Annotated in this window: 14 protein-coding genes; 10 read left to right on the forward strand and 4 right to left on the reverse strand. The window is 41.0% G+C overall.

Features of this window, described 5'->3' with window-relative positions; translation table 11 throughout:
- Positions 1 to 50 precede the first annotated feature (50 nt).
- The 4 genes from menD (at position 51) to RB604_RS11615 (ending at position 4,880) form a co-directional block, all read left to right on the forward strand.
- A complete protein-coding gene (gene menD / locus RB604_RS11600; protein WP_005924085.1) occupies positions 51 to 1,724 on the forward strand; it encodes a 2-succinyl-5-enolpyruvyl-6-hydroxy-3-cyclohexene-1-carboxylic-acid synthase in 1,674 nt (557 codons plus the stop codon).
- Positions 1,725 to 1,772: 48 nt separating this feature from the next.
- Positions 1,773 to 2,597: a 1,4-dihydroxy-2-naphthoyl-CoA synthase gene (gene menB, locus RB604_RS11605; RefSeq protein WP_005924083.1), complete on the forward strand. Its 825-nt coding sequence runs from the start codon at positions 1,773 to 1,775 to the stop codon at positions 2,595 to 2,597.
- Positions 2,598 to 2,739: 142 nt separating this feature from the next.
- Positions 2,740 to 3,759, forward strand: coding sequence for an o-succinylbenzoate synthase (locus tag RB604_RS11610; RefSeq protein WP_005924081.1), 1,020 nt, complete (start codon positions 2,740 to 2,742; stop codon positions 3,757 to 3,759).
- A gap of 29 nt (positions 3,760 to 3,788) precedes the next feature.
- Positions 3,789 to 4,880 carry an AMP-binding protein gene (locus RB604_RS11615; protein ID WP_021935487.1) on the forward strand — a complete coding sequence of 364 codons (1,092 nt, stop codon included), beginning with the start codon at positions 3,789 to 3,791 and terminating at the stop codon, positions 4,878 to 4,880.
- Between the two features lie 18 nt (positions 4,881 to 4,898).
- On the opposite strand, the gene RB604_RS11620 is transcribed toward RB604_RS11615, so the two are convergent.
- Positions 4,899 to 5,492, reverse strand: a complete 594-nt coding sequence (locus RB604_RS11620) for an RNA polymerase sigma-70 factor (RefSeq protein WP_025819252.1) — start codon at positions 5,490 to 5,492, stop codon at positions 4,899 to 4,901.
- 157 nt (positions 5,493 to 5,649) lie between these two features.
- Here RB604_RS11620 and RB604_RS11625 point away from each other — a divergent pair, with 157 nt between their 5' ends.
- The gene (locus RB604_RS11625) at positions 5,650 to 6,642 is read left to right on the forward strand and encodes a FecR family protein (RefSeq protein ID WP_005924074.1); all 993 of its coding nucleotides are present in this window, start codon (positions 5,650 to 5,652) and stop codon (positions 6,640 to 6,642) included.
- A gap of 379 nt (positions 6,643 to 7,021) precedes the next feature.
- Here the strand turns inward: RB604_RS11625 and RB604_RS11630 are convergent, their stop codons facing one another.
- On the reverse strand, positions 7,022 to 9,394 hold the full coding sequence (locus RB604_RS11630; RefSeq protein ID WP_055295429.1) for a beta-N-acetylhexosaminidase: 2,373 nt from the start codon (positions 9,392 to 9,394) through the stop codon (positions 7,022 to 7,024).
- Between the two features lie 142 nt (positions 9,395 to 9,536).
- Here RB604_RS11630 and galB point away from each other — a divergent pair, with 142 nt between their 5' ends.
- Complete coding sequence (gene galB / locus RB604_RS11635; RefSeq protein ID WP_007480281.1) at positions 9,537 to 12,137, forward strand: beta-galactosidase GalB; 2,601 nt, start codon at positions 9,537 to 9,539, stop codon at positions 12,135 to 12,137.
- Between the two features lie 71 nt (positions 12,138 to 12,208).
- Here galB and RB604_RS11640 read toward each other — a convergent pair whose 3' ends face one another.
- A complete protein-coding gene (locus tag RB604_RS11640; protein ID WP_055295431.1) occupies positions 12,209 to 15,277 on the reverse strand; it encodes a glycoside hydrolase family 127 protein in 3,069 nt (1,022 codons plus the stop codon).
- 315 nt (positions 15,278 to 15,592) lie between these two features.
- Between RB604_RS11640 and RB604_RS11645 the strand changes: the two genes are divergently transcribed.
- The 4 genes from RB604_RS11645 to RB604_RS11660 all read left to right on the forward strand — a co-directional run bounded on the left by RB604_RS11645 (position 15,593) and on the right by RB604_RS11660 (position 22,553).
- Positions 15,593 to 16,897, forward strand: a complete 1,305-nt coding sequence (locus RB604_RS11645) for an MFS transporter (protein ID WP_021935492.1) — start codon at positions 15,593 to 15,595, stop codon at positions 16,895 to 16,897.
- Positions 16,898 to 16,924: 27 nt separating this feature from the next.
- Entirely contained in the window at positions 16,925 to 17,896 is a 972-nt protein-coding gene (locus tag RB604_RS11650) for a glycoside hydrolase family 130 protein (RefSeq protein WP_005924061.1), read from the forward strand.
- A gap of 162 nt (positions 17,897 to 18,058) precedes the next feature.
- Complete coding sequence (locus tag RB604_RS11655) at positions 18,059 to 20,308, forward strand: GH92 family glycosyl hydrolase (protein ID WP_055295433.1); 2,250 nt, start codon at positions 18,059 to 18,061, stop codon at positions 20,306 to 20,308.
- A gap of 175 nt (positions 20,309 to 20,483) precedes the next feature.
- Positions 20,484 to 22,553, forward strand: coding sequence for a glycoside hydrolase family 20 protein (locus tag RB604_RS11660; RefSeq protein ID WP_055295435.1), 2,070 nt, complete (start codon positions 20,484 to 20,486; stop codon positions 22,551 to 22,553).
- Between the two features lie 87 nt (positions 22,554 to 22,640).
- On the opposite strand, the gene RB604_RS11665 is transcribed toward RB604_RS11660, so the two are convergent.
- Positions 22,641 to 23,117, reverse strand: a complete 477-nt coding sequence (locus tag RB604_RS11665; RefSeq protein WP_005924056.1) for a Dps family protein — start codon at positions 23,115 to 23,117, stop codon at positions 22,641 to 22,643.
- Between the last annotated feature and the right edge of the window lie 47 nt (positions 23,118 to 23,164).

Raw genomic sequence — 23,164 nt, forward strand, 5'->3', positions numbered from 1 at the left:
GCATGGTAATTGGCACATTGGTATATTGACGTATTGAATAATTATTTATCATGTATACAGATAAAAAGAATATCCTCCAGTTAGTAGCATTGCTTGAAGCTCATGGAGTAAAAAAAATCGTGTTATGTCCGGGAAGTCGTAATATACCTCTGGTACACACGCTTTCTACACATTCTTCTTTTACCTGTTATCCTGTAACGGACGAGCGGAGTGCCGGCTTTTTTGCTATCGGGCTGGCTTTGAACGGGGGAGGTCCGGCCGCTGTTTGCTGTACATCGGGTACGGCATTGCTTAATCTGCATCCGGCTGTGGCTGAGGCTTTTTATCAAAATGTCCCTCTTGTTGTAATTTCAGCCGATCGTCCTGCTGCCTGGATCGGTCAGATGGATGGACAGACATTACCGCAACCCGGTGTTTTTAGCAATTTGGTGAAGAAATCAGTCAATCTTCCGGAGATTTATACAGATGAAGATGAGTGGTATTGCAATCGGCTCATCAATGAGGCTCTGCTCGAAACGCATCATCATGGCAAAGGGCCGGTACATATTAATGTTCCGGTTACCGAACCTATATTCCGTTTTACTGTAGAATCGCTTCCGGAGGTGCGTGTTATTACCCGTTACCAAGGTCTGAACGTCTATGATCGTGATTATAACGAGCTTATCAAGCGCTTAAACCAATATCAGAAACGTATGATCATTGTCGGGCAGATGAACCTTATTTATCTGTTTGAGAAAAAGTATTCAAAGCTGCTTTATAAGCATTTTGCATGGCTGACTGAACATATCAGTAATCAGACTATTCCTGGTATTCCTGTGAAGAATTTCGATGTGGCACTTTATGCTATGGATGAGGATACACAGGAAAAGATGGTACCCGAACTACTGATAACTTATGGTGGGCATGTGGTTTCCAAACGGTTGAAGAACTTCCTTCGTAAGAATCCTCCGAAAGAACATTGGCATGTCTCGGCAGATGGTGAGGTGATCGATCTTTATGGTTCTCTGACTACCGTCATTGAAATGGATCCTTTTGAGTTCCTTGAGAAGATTGCTTTTTTATTAGAGAACAAAACCCCTCAATATCCTCTTTTGTGGGAAAATTATTGCAAAGGATTACCTCAGCCGGAATTTCCTTATTCGGAGATGGCTGCTATCGGTGCATTGATAAAAGCTTTGCCGGAACAGTGTGCGCTCCATTTGGCCAATAGCTCTGTGATACGTTATGCACAGTTGTTTACAGTTGCTTCATCGGTTGAGGTGTGTTGCAACCGGGGGACGAGTGGCATTGAAGGTTCTTTGTCAACGGCTGTGGGATATGCTGCGGCTTCGGATAAATTGAATTTTGTAGTGATCGGCGATCTGAGTTTCTTCTATGATATGAATGCTTTGTGGAATACCAACTTGGGCCCGAATCTGCGTATTCTCCTTTTAAATAATGGAGGAGGGGAAATCTTTCATACCTTGCCGGGGCTGGAAATGTCCGGTACGTCGCATAAATTCATAACAGCTGTTCATAAGACCTCTGCTCGTGGCTGGGCCGAAGAGCGTGGCTTTCTTTATCAGAAAGTGGAAGATGAAGTACAACTGGAAGAAACTATGGCCATGTTTACACAACCGGAACCGATGACACATCCGGTATTGGTAGAGGTCTTTACTAATAAAAATAAAGATGCCAGAATATTGAAAGATTATTATCACAAGAATAAAAGGAATGATAAGTGATTAGAAATCACTTATTACTTATTGTTCATCACTAATCACTAATTTACTATGTCAACAGAAAGAAAATGGGAAACAATCAAAGAATATGAAGATATTCTTTTTGATTATTATAATGGAATTGCCCGTATTACTATTAATCGGGAGCGTTATCGTAATGCATTCACGCCTACCACCACCGGAGAGATGAGTGATGCTCTGCGTATTTGCCGCGAAGAGGCTTGTGTCAGTGTGGTTGTTATTACCGGTGCCGGTGATAAGGCTTTTTGCAGTGGCGGTGACCAGAATGTAAAGGGGCGTGGTGGATATATCGGTAAAGATGGAGTGCCCCGCTTGAGTGTACTTGATGTACAAAAGCAGATTCGTAGTATCCCGAAACCTGTTATTGCCGCAGTAAACGGATTTGCTATCGGTGGCGGTCATGTGCTTCATGTGGTATGTGATTTAAGTATTGCATCTGATAATGCTATTTTCGGGCAGACCGGTCCCCGTGTAGGAAGTTTTGATGCCGGTTTTGGTTCTTCTTATCTGGCTCGTGTGGTAGGACAGAAAAAAGCACGCGAGATATGGTTTCTTTGTCGGAAATACAATGCGCAGGAGGCACTTGATATGGGATTGGTGAATAAAGTCGTACCTTTGGAACAACTTGAAGATGAATATGTGCAATGGGCAGAAGAAATGATGCAGCTCAGTCCGCTTGCTTTGCGTATGATCAAAGCCGGATTGAATGCGGAACTCGATGGACAGGCGGGTATTCAGGAGCTTGCAGGCGATGCTACCATGCTTTATTATATGACAGACGAGGCACAGGAAGGAAAGAATGCTTTTCTCGAAAAACGTAAACCGGATTTTAAGCAATTCCCCAAACTGCCATAGTTTTTGTTAAGAGCCTGCTTTTGATTTTGCCCAGCATTATTTGAGAGTTATTCATGAGGATGTTTTTCTGTTTTTATTGTACTCATATAATTGGCTGATCCGGATTATACGAGTACATAATTTTTAAGAGATTTGATTTCATATGTATACTATAAAGATTGTTCCTCGCCGGCTTCATTTTAAGCAGCCGGCAGGAACTTCAAGAGGCTCTTATACCACTCGTGATGTGTGGTATCTCCATCTTACATCCGATAAATATCCGGATAGGGTCGGTATTGGTGAGTGCGCTCCTCTTCCAAAGTTGAGTTGTGATGATATGCAGGGATATGAGTCGGTTTTGGCTCATATCTGTAATGAAGTAACTGAGCAGGGCGGTTTCTCAGTTGAATCGCTTCGTGATTATCCTTCTATTCTTTTCGGACTTGAAACTGCTTTCCGACATTTAGAGAGAGGATGTTTTGAACTTTGGGATACGCCTTTTTCACGTGGTGAAGTCGGTATTCCTATTAATGGACTTATTTGGATGGGAGATTACAAAAAGATGCTGGAACAGATAGAAGCTAAAATGGCTGTCGGTTTCCGTTGCATAAAATTGAAAATAGGTGCTATCAATTTTGAAGAAGAATTGGCACTGTTGCGTTTCATCCGTTCCCACTTTTCTGCAAAAGAAGTAGAGCTTCGTGTGGATGCCAATGGGGCTTTTGCTCCTGCCGATGCGATGGAAAAACTGAAACGTTTGGCGGAACTCGACTTACACTCTATAGAGCAGCCTATCCGTGCCGGGCAATGGGAAGATATGGCACGTTTGACTGCTGAAACTCCGTTACCCATCGCGTTGGATGAGGAATTGATCGGGATTAATATTCCTGAAAGAAAGCAATGCTTACTTGATAGTGTCCATCCTCAGTATATCATTCTGAAGCCGTCACTACATGGGGGGATGGCTGGTGGAAACGAGTGGATAAGAGAAGCGGAAAAGAGAAATATCGGTTGGTGGATTACTTCTGCATTGGAATCTAACATAGGGCTGAATGCGATAGCACACTGGTGTGCCACATTCAATAATCCTCTGCCGCAAGGTCTTGGTACAGGTGCACTTTTTACAAATAATGTAGATATGCCGCTTGAAGTAAGAAAAGATAGTTTGTGGTACTTGAAATAATAGTATGGGTAGATTGCTGTTTTATTATTATGCAACTGGATATAAAAGAACAAAGTTTAATATTGGAGGGTAAGAAGTATTCCCGGAAAGAATTAATGTCTTTATCTGCCAATGCTACCGGAGATAATACTTCTTCTTTTTTATTGGATTTATACCGTTTTCTTGCAGACTGGTTTAGTGATTCTCCTTTTATGACGGTACATACTTCCGGTTCTACCGGAACACCAAAGGTGTTGACAGTCCGTAAAGAACAAATGATGCAAAGCGCTCGCATGACCTGTGAGTTTTTGAATCTTCATACTGGGGATACGGCATTGCTCTGTATGCCTCTGCAATATATAGCCGGAAAAATGATGGTAGTCCGTGCATTGGTTGCCGGCTTGAATCTTATATTGCGTACTCCTTCCGGGCATCCTTTGGCTGATGTTACTGTGCCGCTTCGTTTTGTAGCTATGGTGCCTTTACAAGTATTTAATACTTTGCAGGTGCTTCGGGAAAAGGAACGGCTTTGTCACACAGATATCCTTATAATAGGGGGAGGAGCAATAGATGCTGCTTTGGAAAATGAGATACGTTTGTTGCCTGGCGAAATCTATTCTACTTATGGTATGACCGAAACATTGTCTCATATTGCTTTACGACGCTTGAACGGTTCTTCGGCATCACCGTATTATCGGCCTTTTTCATCTGTGGAACTTTCTCTTTCTCCAGAAAATACGTTGGTAATAAAGGCACCTTTGGTTTGTGATGATATTTTGTTTACTAACGATGTGGCGCAACTGTATCCGGATCATAGTTTTGTAATTCTTGGGAGAAAAGACAATATAATAAATAGTGGAGGGATAAAAATACAGATAGAAATATTGGAGGAACTTTTAAAATCCTCTATCACTATTCCGTTCGCTATAACCTCTGTTCCGGATGCTAAATTAGGGCAGGCAGTGGTGTTATTGCTGAAAGAAGGTGCCGGGATTGAAAAAGTAGAAGAGAAAATCTGTGCCGTATTGCCTAAATATCAGCAACCCCGAAAAATTCTTTTTATCCCTGAAATCCCTTTGACAGGTAATGGCAAAATAGATCGGAGTCAATGTCGGTTGTTGGCTGAAAAAATGATACAATAATAAAGGTATTCATCTGTTTTACAGTCGAAAATTGTATAAAAGTAATAATAATGGCAAGTAGTCTTTTAGTTCTATACGTAAGATTTTCAAGGCTTGACTTATCCGATAGTTTATAGTCTGGGGAGATACTTTTAACTTTTCTGCAATTTCTTTATGTGTAAGATGATATTTTCTATTCAGTTCATATGATTCCCGAAATTCGGCTGGTAATTTTCCTAAAGCTTTGTTGTAAAGTCGGATTAGTTCATTCTCTAAATAAGTATCCGGGTTTTCGAATTCTTGCTCGTACTTTTCAGCTATCTCTTGATGCACTTTGCGACGAACGTCATGATGGGTAATCCGGTTTAATGCTTTGTTTTTTACAATGGTAAAAAGTAAAGTTTTTAGTGTGAGCTCTGCTATTAAACTGGATCTGTTTTCCCACAACCACATCATGGTGTCTTGTACTATTTCTTCTGATTCATGTTGTGAAACATATTGAGAACAAAATGCACATAATCCACGAAAGTAATAACGATATACCTCTTCGAAAGCTTGTTCATCATTACCCTTTATTGCGGCAATTACAGATTTATTGTCAGTTATATCTAAAGGTTTAGTAGAGTTCCCCATCGTTTTAATTAAAATGTACACAAACATAATTATAATTTCTCCATTTTCAAAATGAATCATTAAATAATATTTTTTTTGTTTCTCATTTAGTATATTTGCACTCATAATTGTACTATTTACAGGTAATAGTATATAAAAGGTATAAGATTGAAGTGTAATGGATGAAATTAGATTACTGAATTATCTAAAAGGAGAACTCAGTGAAGAGGAAATATTGCAGGTAGAGGCTTGGTATGAGGCTTCTCCAGACAATAAGAAAATGCTTGAACAGTTGTATTATACAATGTTTATTGGAGAGCGTGCGGCGGTGATGGAGTCTGTTGACGTAGAAAAATCTTTGAATCGATTGAAGACTGCCATAAAAAGAAAGGAAGATGCGACTACAAAAATCCGTTCTGCCAAGTGGAAGCGTTATGTATTTCCATTAGCTGCTTTTTTCACCGGAATCGTTTTAACTGTCGGTCTTTCTTATATAACATTAAATAATAAAGTTTCGAATTATATTGTGGCGACTCCAGCCGGACAGCGTGCTCAGTTCGTATTGCCTGATGGTTCTAAGGTGTGGCTGAACTCTTCTACTCAGTTGTCTTATAGAAATTCTTTTTGGAGTAAGAAAAGGCAAGTCGCTCTTGTTGGTGAAGCGTATTTTGAGGTGGTACACAATGACGATTCCCCTTTTATTGTTAGCAGTAAGAATATACAAACACGAGTATTGGGTACTAAATTTAATGTGCGTGCCCGGGCAGAAGAAGAGAAAGTGGTTACTACTTTGTTGAAAGGGTCGGTTTGTGTTGATATACCCGGAGGGGAACAGGAAGGTCTTATTTTGAAGCCCGGACAGATGCTTAATGTTAATTCCAAAACATTACAGTCTGAACTTGTAGATTCGTCCAGAGCGCGGGATGTACTTTTGTGGATAAATGGAAAACTAACCTTTGATAAAGCCGCATTTGTGGATATTACCAGTTGTTTGGAAAAGCATTTTGATGTTAGTTTCCATTTTCAGGATGAACAATTAAAAAAGGAAGTGTTTACCTGCGAATTTCATACGGATAATGACATTAATAATATTTTGGCAGTTCTGTCTTTAACGAAGCACTTTCAATATAAGATAGAAGGTAAAGATGTTTATTTGTCAGCGGTGAAATAAATTTTTTATTTAGCCTAGCCATTGATTCCTTAATAGATCTCTTAAGATTGGTGTTATTTTCACCATCTTGAGGGATTTTTTATTTCTGAAATAAAGTAGTATTGGTTTGTTCCCAATAATGTATAAGAAGCATATGTAATGGGTTATATATTAGGAATATCAAAGCATTGAAGATGTAGAATAGCTGTTTCAATAAATGAAAATGGAATATAAACTTCTCTCTGATATTTGATTTATACAACGAGAGCATCGCATAAATGAATGGCTTATAAGTAAGTATACACTTTTATCAGGCAGAAGTCTATATTCTTATATAATAAAAGTGTACACCTTTGCATGTCAAAAGTGTACACTTTTATTTTGATTGATTATCAGATGTTTACTCTACAATAACTTCGTCTACAAAGAGATGTCCCTTTTCTGTCCGGGCACCGTGCCAATCGGGTATGCAGGAAGTTGTGTTTACTAATACTTTTACCCGGTCAGCTTTCACTTCTTTGAACTGGCAACTGTATTCTGTCAACCCGTCCTTAATATCGGCTGTAGCCAGAGGAATACTTGTTTCTCCCTGTTTTACAAATTCACCGTTTTTGCCGGTAGCAGTCCATACTGTGATTTTCGTCGGTGGGAAAACATATTCTCCAACCTGTATCATAACACCTATTTTTACAGAAGATATAGGGGTCGATTCTCCAAGATCGATCGTGATATCCATCGGCTCATCGAAGAATCCCAGCCAGTATCCGGTGCTATAGTTGAAATCACCGCGTAATCCGTCTGTGAGTATAGAAGCTCCGGCAAATGTATACTTTTCTGTGGGGGCAGTGGCTAAAGTAACTTTTTTGCCGGTAGCTTTATTGAATTGGAACTCTTTTTTGAAAGTTCTGATTTTGACATTTTCTCTTATGGCAGTAGCTTGCAATACGCAATTCTCTGTGATTTTGATAGGTTTATTATAGCGTGTGCTCTTTTCGGTCGGTTCTGTTCCGTCTAACGTATAATAGATCGGAGCATCCCCCATTGTACTCAATGTAACTTCCACTGTGCCATCCGAAGACGGTACATCGTATTTTGCCGCTATCTCATAAATATGTTTTCCATAATTCACACCCATCTTGTTATATATAGCCAGAATATGATCAAGATTTCCGAGGAAACGTTCCCAATTCTTGTTTTCCGGTTGGGTCCATTGCACTTCACTTAATGCCGCCAAACGAGGTAACAGCATGTATTCAAGATGCTCATTGCTTAATATGTATTCCGTCCACAGATTGCCTTGCGCACCGATAATGTATTTACGTTCTTCTTCATTCAGTGAAGCCGGAACAGGTTCCAATGAGTATACTTTCTCCACAGGATTGTATCCACCGATAGCCAAAGGTTCATCCTGTGTGTTCATTGTGGGGTAATAATCCAGATATACATAATTATTAGGTGTCATGATTACCGGGTGTTTCAAGCGTGCCGCTTCAATTCCACCGTCCATTCCACGCCATGACATTACTGTTGCATTAGGGGCCAGTTCTCCTTCCAGAATTTCATCCCAGCCGATTATTTTACGTCCGTGATCGTTTAAGAATTTCTCTACGCGGGCCGTAACATAACTTTGCAGGAAGAATTCCGCTTTATGTTTGTCATTCGCTTTCAATCCTTCGGCTTTAATACGTGCCTGGCATTTCGGGCATTTTTCCCAACGGACTTTCGGGCATTCGTCACCACCTATGTGGATGTATTCCGAGGGGAATAATTCCATTACTTCTGTCAATACATCTTCTATGAAAGTAAAGGTTTTCTCTTTTCCCGGACACAATACGTCGTCACGTACTCCCCATTGACCGGATACTTCATATGGTCCACCCGTACATCCCAAATCGGGATAGGCTGCCAATGCTGCCATCATATGTCCCGGGAGATCGACTTCCGGAATGATATTGATGCAACGTTCTTCTGCATACTTTACCACTTCTTTTATATCTTCCTGAGTATAAAACCCGCCGTAAGGAGTCGTGTCATAATTATCCCACTCTTTGCGTATCATGGTTTTGTTACGGATACTTCCAATTTCTGTCAGTCGGGGATATTTTTTTATTTCAATACGCCACCCTTGGTCGTCTGTCAGATGCCAATGTAATGTATTCTGTTTGTGGAGAGCCATAAGGTCGAGTATCTTTTTCATTTCCTCTTTGGGGAAGAAATGGCGGGCTACGTCAATGTGCAAGCCTCTATATCCGAATCGTGGAGCATCTTTTATCTCCATACAAGGTAATGTCCACTGAGCATCCGATGTTGGCTGATCTCCATAAATAGCTGTTGGTAACAGTTGCTTTAATGTCTGTATAGCATAAAAAATACCACTACGGTCGGAGGCCTGTATTATAACAGCATCAGGTTGAATACTTAGTTCATACCCTTCCGGGACTATGTCTTTGTTGGCTTTAAAAACAATGTTCTTTTTAGGGAGGGCTTCTGTTCCTTCCAAAGGTTGGGATGTCGTTTGAAATCCGGATATTGCATTCAAATTCTGAGCGAATGAGTCAATAATGGAAAGACTGTTTTTGTCCAATTCCGGAGATACGTAAAAAACGGTAGACTGATTGAAAGCAAAATGTCCCGCGTTCGTTTTTAATTCATTCGGTTGAGGGATGAGGGAGCATTGATCTTTGTTTCCTTTTTCCTGACAAGAAGTCATACTTAACAGGAGTGTGCATAGAGATACGGATAGTACTCTGTGAAAGTGCTTCGATAAACTCATAAGTAGTAATTTAATGGGTTATTGATAATTCCTTTATTATATAATACAATTGTAAAGCGAGTAGTACTAACCTAAAAGTGATTATTTTATAGACAGTTCTTAAAATAGTTGATTTCTAATATTTTGTGTTTTGAAAATTAGGATGATTGAACTGATTTTGTATATATTTGCCTGTCTCAAAATAGATTTATTCTTTACTTTTAATTTGAATACCATGCAGAAATTTTTATTTGTTGTTGCACTAACATTACTCTATTTGACCAATTGCGAAGTAATACGAGCTGCCGGTGATGCAGGACCAACGCGTACACGGTATACGTTTGAAAAAGGATGGAAATTTATTCGTTCAGATCATACGGATTTCAGTCAACTGGATTATGATGACAGCCGTTGGCAGTCGGTAACGGTACCTCACGATTGGGCTGTTTATGGTCCTTTCAGTATTCAGAATGACCGGCAAAAGGTGGCTATAACACAAGACGGGCAGAAAGAGGCCATGGAGCATGCCGGACGTACGGGCGGATTGCCATTCGTAGGTGTGGGTTGGTATCGGTTGGACTTTGAAGTTCCTGCATTCGATAGAAGCAAAAAGGCGACTCTGGTATTTGATGGGGCTATGAGCCATGCCAGAGTTTATATCAACGGGAAAGAAGCCGGCTATTGGCCATATGGTTATAATACTTTTTATTTGGATGTGACACCGTATTTGAATGCCGGTGGAAAAAATATAATGGCTGTACGTCTGGAGAATGATGTGGAATCTTCCCGTTGGTATCCGGGTGCAGGACTGTATAGAAATGTACATTTGATTGTAAATGAAGATGTGCATATTCCCATGTGGGGGACGCAGTTGTCTACGCCGGTAGTGAAAAATGATTTTGCACGGGTACGTCTGAATACATCGTTGGTGATGCCGGAAGGAAAATCATCTTCGTCTTATCGTATTGTCACTGAAATAAAAAATGCGGTTGGAAGTGTCGTTTGTAAGGGGGAGAAGCAACTTACTGACTTTGACGGTCAAACGTTCTCTCAGGAATTTGTAGTAGAAAAGCCGGAACTTTGGACTCCGGATGCCCCTTATTTATATACGGCAGAATCGAAAGTTTATGAAGGCAATGTAGTGAAGGATGAATCGGTCACTCCGTTCGGTATTCGTTCTATAGAGATTATTCCGAATAAAGGATTCTTTCTGAATGGAAAAAAAACAGTGTTTAAAGGTGTTTGTAATCATCACGATTTGGGGCCTTTGGGGGCTGCCGTGAATGATGCGGCGATTCGTCGTCAGATACGCATATTGAAAGATATGGGATGTAATGCAATCCGTACTTCTCATAATATGCCTGCACCCGAGCTTGTGAGGGCTTGTGACGAGATGGGAATGATGCTTATGGTGGAGACTTTCGATGAGTGGAAGGCAGCCAAGTGTGAGAATGGCTATAATAAAGTGTTTGATGAATGGGTAGAGAAGGATTTGGTAAATGTATTACGGCATTATCGTAATAATCCGAGTGTGGTGATGTGGTGTATCGGTAATGAAGTTCCGGATCAGTGGAACGGAGATCAGGGGCCGAAACTATCACGCTATTTGCAGGATATCTGTCATCGGGAAGATCCTACTCGTCCGGTAACACAGGGGATGGATGCACCGGATGCTGTAATAAATAATAATATGGCTGCTGTAATGGATGTTGCCGGTTTCAATTACCGTCCTCATAAATATCCGGAAGCTTATAAGAAGCTTCCCCAACAGATAATCTTGGGTAGCGAGACTGCTTCTACGGTAAGTTCACGGGGGGTATATAAGTTTCCGGTAGTGCGTGCATGGATGAAAAAGTATGATGACCATCAGGCTTCCTCTTATGATGTGGAACATTGTGGCTGGTCTAATTTACCCGAAGACGACTTTATCCAGCATGAGGATTTGCCATATTGTATCGGTGAATTTGTGTGGACCGGTTTTGATTATTTGGGAGAACCTACTCCTTATTATACGGACTGGCCAAGTCATTCTTCTTTGTTCGGGATTATCGACTTGGCGGGATTGCCAAAAGACCGTTATTATCTGTATCGCAGCCACTGGAATAAGGAAAAGGAGACATTGCATATTTTACCTCACTGGAACTGGAAAGGCCGTGAAGGAGAGGTAACTCCGATTTTCGTGTATACGAATTATCCTTCCGCAGAGTTATTTATAAATGGAAAAAGTCAGGGAAAGCGTACTAAAGACTTATCTGTAACGGTTCACAACAGTGCCGATTCTGTTTCTATGATGAATTTGAAACGCCAGCAGCGTTATCGTTTGATGTGGATGGATACTAAATATGAACCGGGTACTGTGAAAGTTATTGCCTATGATAAAAATGGAATGGCTGTTGCAGAGAAAGAAATACATACGGCCGGTGCACCACATCATATAGAACTTGTTCCGGATAGAACTCTCTTGCAAGCCGATGGGAAAGATCTTTGTTTTGTAACGGTGAGAGTGGTGGATAAGGAAGGAAATCTTTGTCCGGATGCAACTGATGAAATCAGTTTTAAAGTGAAAGGCGCAGGTGTTTATTGTGCGGGAGCCAATGGAAATCCGGCGTCGTTGGAATCTTTCCAGTTACCGAAAATGAAGGTTTTCAGCGGTATGATGACGGCCATTGTCCAAACGACGGATAAACCGGGAGATATTGTTCTGGAAGCTATCGGGCGTGGATTAAAGAAGGCTGTTCTAAACCTTCAAAGTGAAAGTAAATAAGAATAAAAGCCCGTTTGAAAGTACATTGAACGGGCTTTGTTTTTTTGTTCACTCAATATCATAGATAAAAATTAGATCACAATTTTTATACATTGCTGTTTTTTTTCATTGTCGGTAATTAGGTATACGAAAAAAAGCCCTTTACCGACTTTCTCTTTTAAGGTTATGTTTTTTTGTATATGAACTTTTTCTTTATAAAAAATAACACCTGTTGTGTTGATCAGTGTGACTGTTCCTGTAAAATCCTGTCCGGAATGATTGGTGATAGTGATATACGAGTTATTGTTACTAACAGAGAAAGGAACTTGACGTTCCTTTTCTATTGTATGTATATCAGTTATTGATCCTCCCGAAAATGTATATGCATAGTATAATCCTCCAGCAGCTCGTTGTGTCATTTTTAGGGTGACTGTTATTTGGCTTTTTCCTATTGTCAGTTCTTTTGCTATTGGATAGAGAACTTCAAATATTTCATTGGGCTTATTTTGCAATAATTCTTGCTTGCCTATTTCTTGGTTATCTATGAGGATAGTGAATTTTCTTTCGTTAGCTTCTCCACCCCAATAGGTTAGTTGTAAAATATTGGCTTTATCTGCCGAGCATTTCATATCGAATGATATGCTTGCATTTGTTTGGTTGGCATCCACCCAAGGGTGTCCCATGTTAATACCAGTTCTTTTATTACCGGTGAAACTAAAGTTGTGTTCAATCAGGTAGGGTTCTTTAGGTAACAAATAATCATGTATGATTACTGTCTTTTCAGCCATGTATTTCTTTTTAAATATTTTGGCGTGATAAATAGGACCTGCTGTGTTATTGGAATTGATAGCTCGTAATTTTACAACCACTTTGTTTTTTCCTTTTGTCAAGTGAAATGGTACAGGATAAGCAATACGGAAGAACTCATTAGGTTTGATTCTGGCTGTTAAACTTTCAGATGCAATTATTTCACCGTCTATTAAAATGTCAAATTGATTGGTTTTACCGCCATCATTTCCCCAATACATAAGCGACAGATCGACGGGGATATCAGGGTCTACTGTCATCTCAAAAGAAAAATAACCTCCTTTACTTGAACACCATTTTCCACCGGAAATGCCTGTTCCTTTGTTCACATTTTCTCCTTTAAAATTGTGATCTATTTCCGGTTGTTGTTCATTGGCTCGGAAATAATCCACCATCAAACGCTCCAATTCCATTTCTTCTTCCTGTTGTTTTTTGTATTCCTCACGTTTTTTTTCCCATTCTTCAGGAGTGAAATAGTCGAAATACACTGTATAACGAGTATTATGCATTTTATAGAAAGGTAGGAAATTAACCTCTTTATTTGATTCATCTTTGCCCCAGAAATTACCGGGGGTGGTACCTGGAGTCATCCAGTCAGAAATGTTTTTATTCTCATGGCGAATAAAGACGGGGGGAGTTTGGGTAATATCTGTTTTGCCTGCCAATACAATAGGACCATTGAGAAATGCGGTTTTATATTTGTCTCCTAATAGCTGTTCTTTAGTGAGGGTCTTGGGAAGATTAATTTCTATTTTATCATTTGTTTTCCATTCTCGGGTGATAGACACATATGAACCGGGGGTACTGTTGAATACTTGTTCTGTTCCGTTTATTTTTATGCTATATCCGGATTGCACCCAGTTGGGAAAGCGTACATGAAAAGTCAGTGTCTGGGGTACTGTTTCTGTAATGGTAATGGTTGTGTTGTCAGTATCCGGAAAATTGTTTGTTTGTTTCAGTTTCATGTTTTTCTCACTCCAGTCCAATTCGGAAGGAATGTATAGGTTGATATACAGCTCATTTTCATTGTGTGAGTATATCTGTTCAGCGTATTTTACGTGATTTTCAAATCCTGTACCTACACAGCACCAAAAGTTGTTTTCAGCGTTACAGTAGTTCTTTTGTGAATTGGCTGCCAACGGAACACAATAGCAAACCATTCCTGTTTCGGGATTTTGTGAAGCAAGAATATGATTATATAATGCACGTTCGTAGAAATCCATCAGTTCTGCGGAAGGGTTCCATGCAAAAAGATGGCGTGTGAGCTTGAGCATGTTGTAGGTATTGCAGGTTTCGGTTGTCTTATTCGATAATTCTCCCGATAATTTCCCCGGTTCTACAAAATGTTCGTAATTACTATTACCTCCAATACAATAGGAATGCTCGTGGGTAACCGTGTGCCAAAAGTAACTGGATATGGTATGATGGTCTTGGTTGCCGGTAAGTTCATAAGAACGTGAAGTGCCGATTACTTTGGGGATTTGCGTATTGGCATGCAGTCCGGCTAATTCATTTTTTCTTTTCGATAGTGGATCTAATACTTTTTTGTGATAAAATTTATTGGCTATTTCCAAATGTCTGGTATCTCCTGTAATGGCATATACATTATATAAGGCATCGTTCATACCACCGTGTTCACAAGTAAGGATATTTTGCCACTGCTCTTCAGTCAGATCTTTGAATTTGTCGCATGCCCAGTCGGTAAGTGCAATAACAATGGTTTTGGCTGTTTCATTTTCACCAAAAATGTAGGCATCTATTAATCCTGACCATAGTTTATGAAGATTATACCATGGTACCCATACGTTATTCAGATTAAAATTGCGTCCATCAATAATTCCTTTGGATACGTCATCCCACAGTTTGTCTTCGTTGGGGATGGCACCCACATAACCGGTCCCACGCTTGTCTTGGCATCTTTTCAGTTCGGAAATGCAATAATCAAGACGTATTTTAATGTCTTCTTCTCCTGTGGTTGCATATAACATGGACAGGGCAGATATATAATGTCCGAATGAAAAACCGCTTTGATCGGTATTTTCCCAACCGCCATAAATGGTTCCCTTAGTGGGTAGTCCGGCGTTTGCATGGAAACGATGTAAGAAACGATCGGGTTTAAGGGTTTCCATCAACCATTTTCTGTCAGCGTTCATTGCTGTTTTAAACGGACTGTCTAACAAACGGATTTGTTTTAGGTGGAAAGAATAGGCTTTGATTTCTATCTTCGGTTTGACCGCCATTTTGGTATCGTCTTTCATAGGGACGTAATTTTGGGAGTGTGCCTTTTGTGGGTAGGGAATAAATATTCCTATAAGTACGATTAATAGCACTTTTACTTGTTTTCTTGTTTTCATGGTTTTACTGTACGAATTTTGTTCTTATTCTGGTTTTGCCGGTGCAAATATAGTGGTGGAACTGGGGAGGGAAATGCAGTATTGTTCATAAGATAGTCAAGGATGTTTTTTATGACTGATGTTATTTGCTTTTTGATAGTCTTTTTTCTATATTGACGGTTTTATCCGAACGGAATTTTGAGAGTGATTTTAGAGATGAAAAGCAAATGAAATACTTTTTAATAAAAAAGTGACGTGTGCCGGTTAGTATTTTATCGGCTTCGGTTGTATTATATATAAATGTATTAAAATCGTTAACCGATAAAACACTTATTAATGAATAGAAAAGCCTTTTACCCTGTTTCATGGGTTCCTACTGTTTATTTTGCGATGGGGCTGCCTTTTGTTGTATTGAATATGGTTTCCGTCCTGATGTTTAAAGGACTTGATATTTCCGATGCACAAATTGCTCTTTGGACTTCGTTGATTATGTTGCCTTGGACCCTGAAATTTCTTTGGAGTCCGTTTTTGGAAATGTTTAAAACTAAAAAGTTCTTCGTTGTCTTCACGCAGATTGCTTCAGGAGTCGGTTTCGGGCTTGTTGCTTTGTCATTACAGCTTCCTCATTTCTTTGCCTGCTCCATTGCGTTATTGGCGGTGATCGCTTTTAGCGGAGCTACTCATGACATTGCAACGGATGGGGTTTATATGACAGAACTGAGTAAGTCCGATCAGGCTAAGTACATCGGTTGGCAAGGTGCTTTTTACAATATAGCCAAGATTGTGGCTTCCGGTGGATTGGTATATCTGGCAGGATGGCTGGTTAAACGGTTTGGAGGAGTTGAAGGAGCTTCCGGTGAAGTGGTGTATGAAGCGAATGTTCATGCCTGGATGATCGTAATGTTTGTGATGGCGATCGTAATGATATCATTGGGGCTTTATCACACACGAATGCTCCCTTCCGGCGGTGCTGCAACTTCCGAGGCTACTTCGTTTAAGGAAACATTCGACAAACTGGTGGAAGTCATTCTTGATTTCTTCAAGAAAAAACATATTTGGTATTATATCGCCTTTATTATTCTTTATCGTTTTGCCGAAGGCTTTGTGATGAAGATCGTGCCGTTGTTTCTGAAAGCGGGTAGAGAGATTGGCGGATTAGGATTGAGTGAACAGGAGATCGGTATCTATTATGGCACTTATGGCGCAGCAGCTTTTGTGTTGGGTTCTTTATTGGCCGGTTATTATATTTCGCATCGGGGATTGAAAAAAACGTTGTTTTCTCTTTGCTGTACTTTCAATCTACCTTTTATTGCTTATACATTATTGGCTATTTACCAACCTACAAGCGGTATGTTGATAGGCGGTGCCATTGTCCTCGAATATTTCGGATATGGATTCGGTTTTGTAGGACTTACGCTGTTTATGATGCAGCAGGTGGCTCCCGGAAAACATCAAATGGCGCATTATGCCTTTGCTTCCGGCATCATGAATTTGGGAGTAATGCTTCCGGGAATGGTCAGTGGATTTGTCAGCGATTGGCTGGGATATCGCGACTTCTTCATCTTTATTTTGTTTGCCACTATTCCGGCTTTCCTGATTACTTATTTTGTGCCGTTTACTTATCCGGATACTAAAAAATAAACATTAATATATTAATATAAAAAGATTATGAACGAGAGATTTAATATGCCATGGGAAGAACGCCCTGCCGGTTGTACGGATGTGATGTGGCGTTATTCAAAGAACCCCGTTATCGGACGTTATCATATTCCTTCATCAAATAGTATTTTTAATAGTGCAGTTGTACCGTTTGGAGATGGTTTTGCCGGAGTATTTCGTTGCGATAACAAAGCGGTACAGATGAATATTTTTGCCGGTTTCAGCAAGGACGGTATCCATTGGGATATCAATCACGAACCTATCCGGTTCAAGGCAGGCAATACAGAGATGATCGAGTCGGAATATAAATACGATCCGCGTGTCACATGGATTGAAGACCGTTACTGGATTACTTGGTGTAACGGTTATCATGGACCGACAATCGGTATTGCCTATACGTTTGATTTTAAAGAGTTCTTCCAGTGTGAGAATGCCTTTTTACCGTTCAACCGTAACGGTGTGCTTTTCCCACAGAAAATAAATGGTAAATACGCGATGCTGAGTCGTCCGAGTGATAATGGACATACACCGTTCGGTGATATCTATATCAGTTATAGCCCGGATATGAAGTATTGGGGAGAACATCGTAGTGTTATGAAAGTAACTCCGTTCCCGGAAAGTGCATGGCAATGTACGAAAATAGGTGCAGGGTCGGTTCCTTTCCTCACGGAAGAAGGATGGCTGATGTTCTATCATGGAGTAATAACTACTTGCAACGGTTTCCGTTATTCTATGGGTGCTGCCATTTTAGACAGGGATAATCCGGACAAAGTATTATATCGTACGCGTGAATATCTGCTTGCACCGGCTGCTCCTTATGAATTGCAGGGAGACGTTCCTAATGTCGTGTTCCCATGTGCCGCTTTGCAGGATGGCGAAAGAGTGGCGGTATATTATGGCGCAGCAGATACTGTAGTCGGAATGGCTTTCGGTTATATTGCTGATATTATAGAATTTATCAAGAAAACAAATATTGTTTAATCATTCGGATTCAACGACCTATAATTTAGAATAAGAGAGAAATAGATAGAGAGAGTTTTTATTTGGTTAGACGATTTTATAATTTATGGTGAAAGGTATAGAGAAGATAAAGAGAGAGTTTTTTACCGTAAATTATAAATCGTCTAATCGTAATTCTGATTTATGAAGCGACTTTTATTAACTTACACATTAGCTCTCTTTCTGCTTCCGGTAAAAGCCGGAAGCGGAGAGAAGCTTTCTCCTGCCGATTATGTCAATCCTTTTATAGGTACTACCAACTTTGGTACTACAAATCCCGGAGCGGTTTGTCCCAATGGTATGATGTCTGTCGTACCTTTCAACGTGATGGGGTCGGCCGATAATAAATATGATAAAGATGCCCGTTGGTGGTCTACTCCTTATGAGTATCATAACTGCTTTTTTACCGGTTATTCTCATGTAAATTTGAGTGGGGTAGGGTGTCCGGAATTGGGCTCTCTTTTATTGATGCCTACTACGGGAGAATTGAATGTCGATTATAAGGAATATGGAAGCCGTTACAAAGATGAGCAGGCATCACCGGGGTATTATACCAACTATCTGACTAAATATGATGTGAAAACCGAGGTGACCGCCACTCCCCGTACAGGTGTCACTCGTTTTACATTTCCTAAGGGTAAAAGCCACATCCTGTTGAATTTGGGTGAAGGACTCACCAATGAATCCGGTGCTATGCTTCGTCGGGTAAATGCACAGGAGATAGAGGGAGTGAAGTTATTGGGTACTTTTTGCTATAATCCGCAAGCTGTATTCCCTATTTACTTTGTGATGCGCGTCAACAAGGTCCCACAGCAAACCGGGTATTGGAAGAAGCAACGGCCTATGACCGGTGTGGAGGCGGAGTGGGATCCAGATAACGGTAAGTATAAGCTTTATACCAAATATGGAAAAGAAATAGCCGGAGATGATATCGGAGCGTTTTTTTCATTCGATACCGCAGAGGGCGAACAGATCGAAGTGGAATTGGGTGTCTCTTTTGTGAGTATAGAAAATGCCCGTCTCAATCTGAATAAAGAACAGGAAGGCAAGAATTTTGAACAGGTACATGCCGAAGCGCGTGAACGTTGGAACGACGATCTGTCTCGTATTCTTGTTGAGGGAGGGACGCAAGAGCAGAAGACCGTTTTCTATACGGCCATGTATCATCTGCTGATTCATCCCAATGTATTGCAGGATGTAAACGGAGAGTATCCGGCAATGGAGAGTGATAAGATATTGACGACCCAAGGTAACCGTTATACGGTCTTCTCGCTGTGGGATACTTATCGTAATGTACATCAATTACTGACATTGGTATATCCGGAGCGCCAGATAGAGATGGTACGTACGATGCTCGATATGTATCGTGAACACGGATGGTTGCCCAAGTGGGAATTGTATGGCCGGGAGACGCTGACTATGGAGGGCGATCCCAGTATTCCCGTTATAGTGGATACCTGGATGAAGGGATTGCGGGATTTTGATATTAATCTTGCTTATGAAGCGATGTATAAATCGGCAACGCTTCCCGGTGCGGAAAATTTAATGCGTCCGGATAATGATGATTATATGTCTAAAGGTTATGTACCTTTACGCGAACAATATGACAACTCGGTATCTCATGCGTTGGAGTATTACATTGCCGATTTCGCCCTTTCCCGCTTAGCCGATGCTTTAGGGAAGAAAGAAGATGCCAAGTTGTTCTATAATCGCTCGTTGGGATATAAACACTATTATAGCAAAGAGTTCGGCACATTCCGGCCGATACTTCCCGATGGTACTTTCTATTCTCCTTTCAGCCCGAAACAGGGTGAGAACTTCGAACCCAGTCCCGGTTTCCACGAAGGAAACGCATGGAATTACACATACTATGTACCTCATGATGTATATGGATTAGCCCGCTTAATGGGAGGCAAGAAATCTTTTGTCAATAAATTACAGATGATATTTGACGAAGGGCTTTATGATCCGGCGAACGAACCCGATATCGCTTATCCTTACCTGTTTTCTTATTTTAAGGGAGAGGAATGGCGTACTCAAAAAGAAACGCAACGTTTGTTGGCTAAATATTTCACTACGCAGCCGGACGGTATTCCCGGTAATGATGATACAGGAACAATGTCTACTTGGGCTATTTTTAATATGATGGGATTCTATCCGGATTGTCCGGGATTGCCGGAGTATACGTTGACAACTCCCGTCTTTGATAAAGTAATAATTCGTCTTGATCCTAAATGGTACAAGGAAAAAGAACTCGTGATTGAGTCTACCCGTCAGAAACCTGACGCCTTGTATATTGATAATGTAAAAATTGGTGGCAAAAAGCTCAATCGATTCCGTATCACTCATGATGAGCTGGTACATGGAGGACGATTGGAGTTTTCTATTAGGTAATAGTTTTCGCTATTAGTCTATGTGAAGGTAAAAAGAGAGGGGCTGTCCGGACATTGTTTGTTAGGACAGCCTCATTTTTATTTAGTAGTTTTGTTCACTTGATTGTATTATAGATAAGCGGAGCCCGTTTCAACTGCGCCCGGTATTGTCAAATCAATCTCTTATATTTAATATTATGAGAAAAGGAATTATTTCGTGTTTGTTGTTTATTAGTTTCTGGTTGGCCGGATGCCAGCAGAGAAAAGAGGTCGAGGTGCAGATTATACCTCAGCCCCAGTCATCAGAACTTTCTTCCGGAACATACGGATTGCCCCGGCAAGCTGTATTTAGCACTAATTTGCCGGAAGAAGATAAGAAAGAATTTACCGAATATCTTCAGGCATCTCCGTTTGCATTACAGCCGGAAGCAGAGGGTACCCAGAAGAGTGTGGTTAGCTTTACGATAATAGCTCCCGTTTCCGATCAGGAATCGATGGAGAGCTATCAATTATCTATCACCGGAAAAGGAATTTCTGTTGTTGCTCCATCGGCTGCCGGATTATTTTATGGCTTTCAGAGCCTGTTGCAGTTAGCGGAACAAGAGGCTGACGGAACGTTTTCTTTCCCTTTGATCGAGATAAAAGATTCCCCTCGTTTTTCATACAGAGGTTTACATCTGGATGTTTCGCGTCATTTCCGTACCAAAGAATTTCTCAAGAAACAACTCGATGCCATGGCACGCTATAAGCTGAATCGCTTTCATTGGCATCTGACAGACGGTGCGGGTTGGCGATTGGAAATCAAACGTTATCCGGAACTGACGGAGCAGGCAGCCTATCGCCCTTATCCCAATTGGAAAGCCTGGTGGAAAGGCGGGCGCAAGTATTGTACGAAGGATGCCCCCGGTGCAGACGGTGGATATTATACTCAGGAAGATGCACGGGAAATTGTGGAGTATGCCCGGCAACGTCATATCACGGTTATTCCGGAAATAGAGATGCCGGGGCATTCGGAAGAAGTGCTGGCTGTGTTTCCTCATTTGTCTTGCTCCGGAAAACCGTATGTTAATTCTGAAGTTTGTATCGGCAATGAAGATACCTTTACTTTTCTGCAGAATGTATTGTTGGAAGTGATGGAGATATTTCCTTCGGAATATATTCATATCGGCGGAGATGAAGCCAATATGGATAGTTGGAGGAAGTGTCCTTTGTGTCAGAAGAGGATGAAGCAGGAAGGACTGGCGGATGTGAAGGAGTTGCAGAGCTATCTCATTCATCGGATGGAGAAATTTTTGAATGAGCACGGCCGGCAGTTGTTGGGATGGGATGAAATACTTGAAGGCGGCTTGGCACCGCGTGCCACTGTGATGTCATGGCGTGGTGAAGAAGGCGGAATTAAAGCAGCCAAAGCAGGGCATGACGTGATCATGACACCGGGCGGATTTTGTTATCTGGATTCTTACCAGGATGCTCCGACGACTCAGCCCGAAGCGATCGGCGGATACTTGACTTTGGAGAAAGTATATTCTTATGATCCGATTCCGGAAGTTTTGACGAAAGAGGGAGCAGATTATATACAAGGTGTGCAGGCAAATGTTTGGGCAGAGTATATAACAACTGCCGAGCATATGGAGTATATGGTTTATCCTCGTCTGCTGGCTCTGGCAGAAGTGGCCTGGACACAACCGGATAAGAAAAACTGGGAACATTTCCATCGTTGCGCATTGAAAGAGGTAAAATGGTTGCAGGATAACGGCTATCATCCTTTCGATTTGAGTAAGGAGGTGGGAGAACGTCCGGAGGCGGCTATTCCTGTTGAACATTTAGGATTAATGAAAACGGTAAAATATACCAGCCCTTATGCGCCGCAGTATACGGCCGGAGGAGATTCTGCTTTGGTCGACGGGCTTCGTGGCGGATGGACGTACGGTGATAAACGCTGGCAGGGTTTCCTCAATACGGATATGGATATTACGGTCGATTTGGGTGAGATGAAAGAAATCTCTTCCATTGCTGCCGAATTTATGCAATTGTCCGGTCCTTATGTATGGCTTCCACGTGAAGTGATTATTTCTATTTCGGAAGACGGAAATACATTTACCGAACAGGCTCGCCTTCATACCGATGTGCCGACTACGGAAGACCGGTTGGTATTCCGGACCTACGAATGGGACGGTAAAGCTTCGGCCCGCTATGTCCGTTATCAAGCTTTATCTAATGGAATAGAAGGTGGCTGGCTTTTCACGGATGAGATCGTAATAAAATAGATATGAATCCATTCTGATGTTGTAAAAAAGAAAAGAGACACAATAACCGTAAATTGTGTCTCTTTTGATTTAATATGCCATGAGGGCTTACTTGTTGCTGTAAGCTGTCAGCATCCAAACCATTTTCTCTTGTTCTTTCAGATAATCGCTCATCAATGCTACTGTTACTTCATCGCCGGCCTGTGATGCAATGGAGAGAAGTTTGCGCTCTTCACCGATCAGGTGGCTGTATGTTTCGAGGATATTTTCCAGAGCTTTCTCACCGTTACTTACGCGGTCTACTTCATTGATGTTAGCCATTTTCAGATAATCGCTGAATTTGTTGGCCGGAGTGCCGCCCAGCATCAGGATACGTTCTGCTATTTCGTCTACTTTCTCGGCTGCGTCGTTATACAAATCTTCAAATTTGCTGTGCAGTACGAAGAAGTCATGTCCCTTAATGTTCCAGTGGAAACCACGCAGGTTGGTGTAATATATCTGGAAATCTGCCAGTAATTGTTGCAAAGATGCTACTACGTTGTTCACTCCCGATTCGTTCAGTTTGATATAATCTAATGTTTTCATAACTTTTTTTATTTTAATTGGTTTATACTATTTTTCTTTTTCGTATT

This window comes from Bacteroides salyersiae (assembly GCF_031172035.1).
GTDB lineage: Bacteria > Bacteroidota > Bacteroidia > Bacteroidales > Bacteroidaceae > Bacteroides > Bacteroides salyersiae.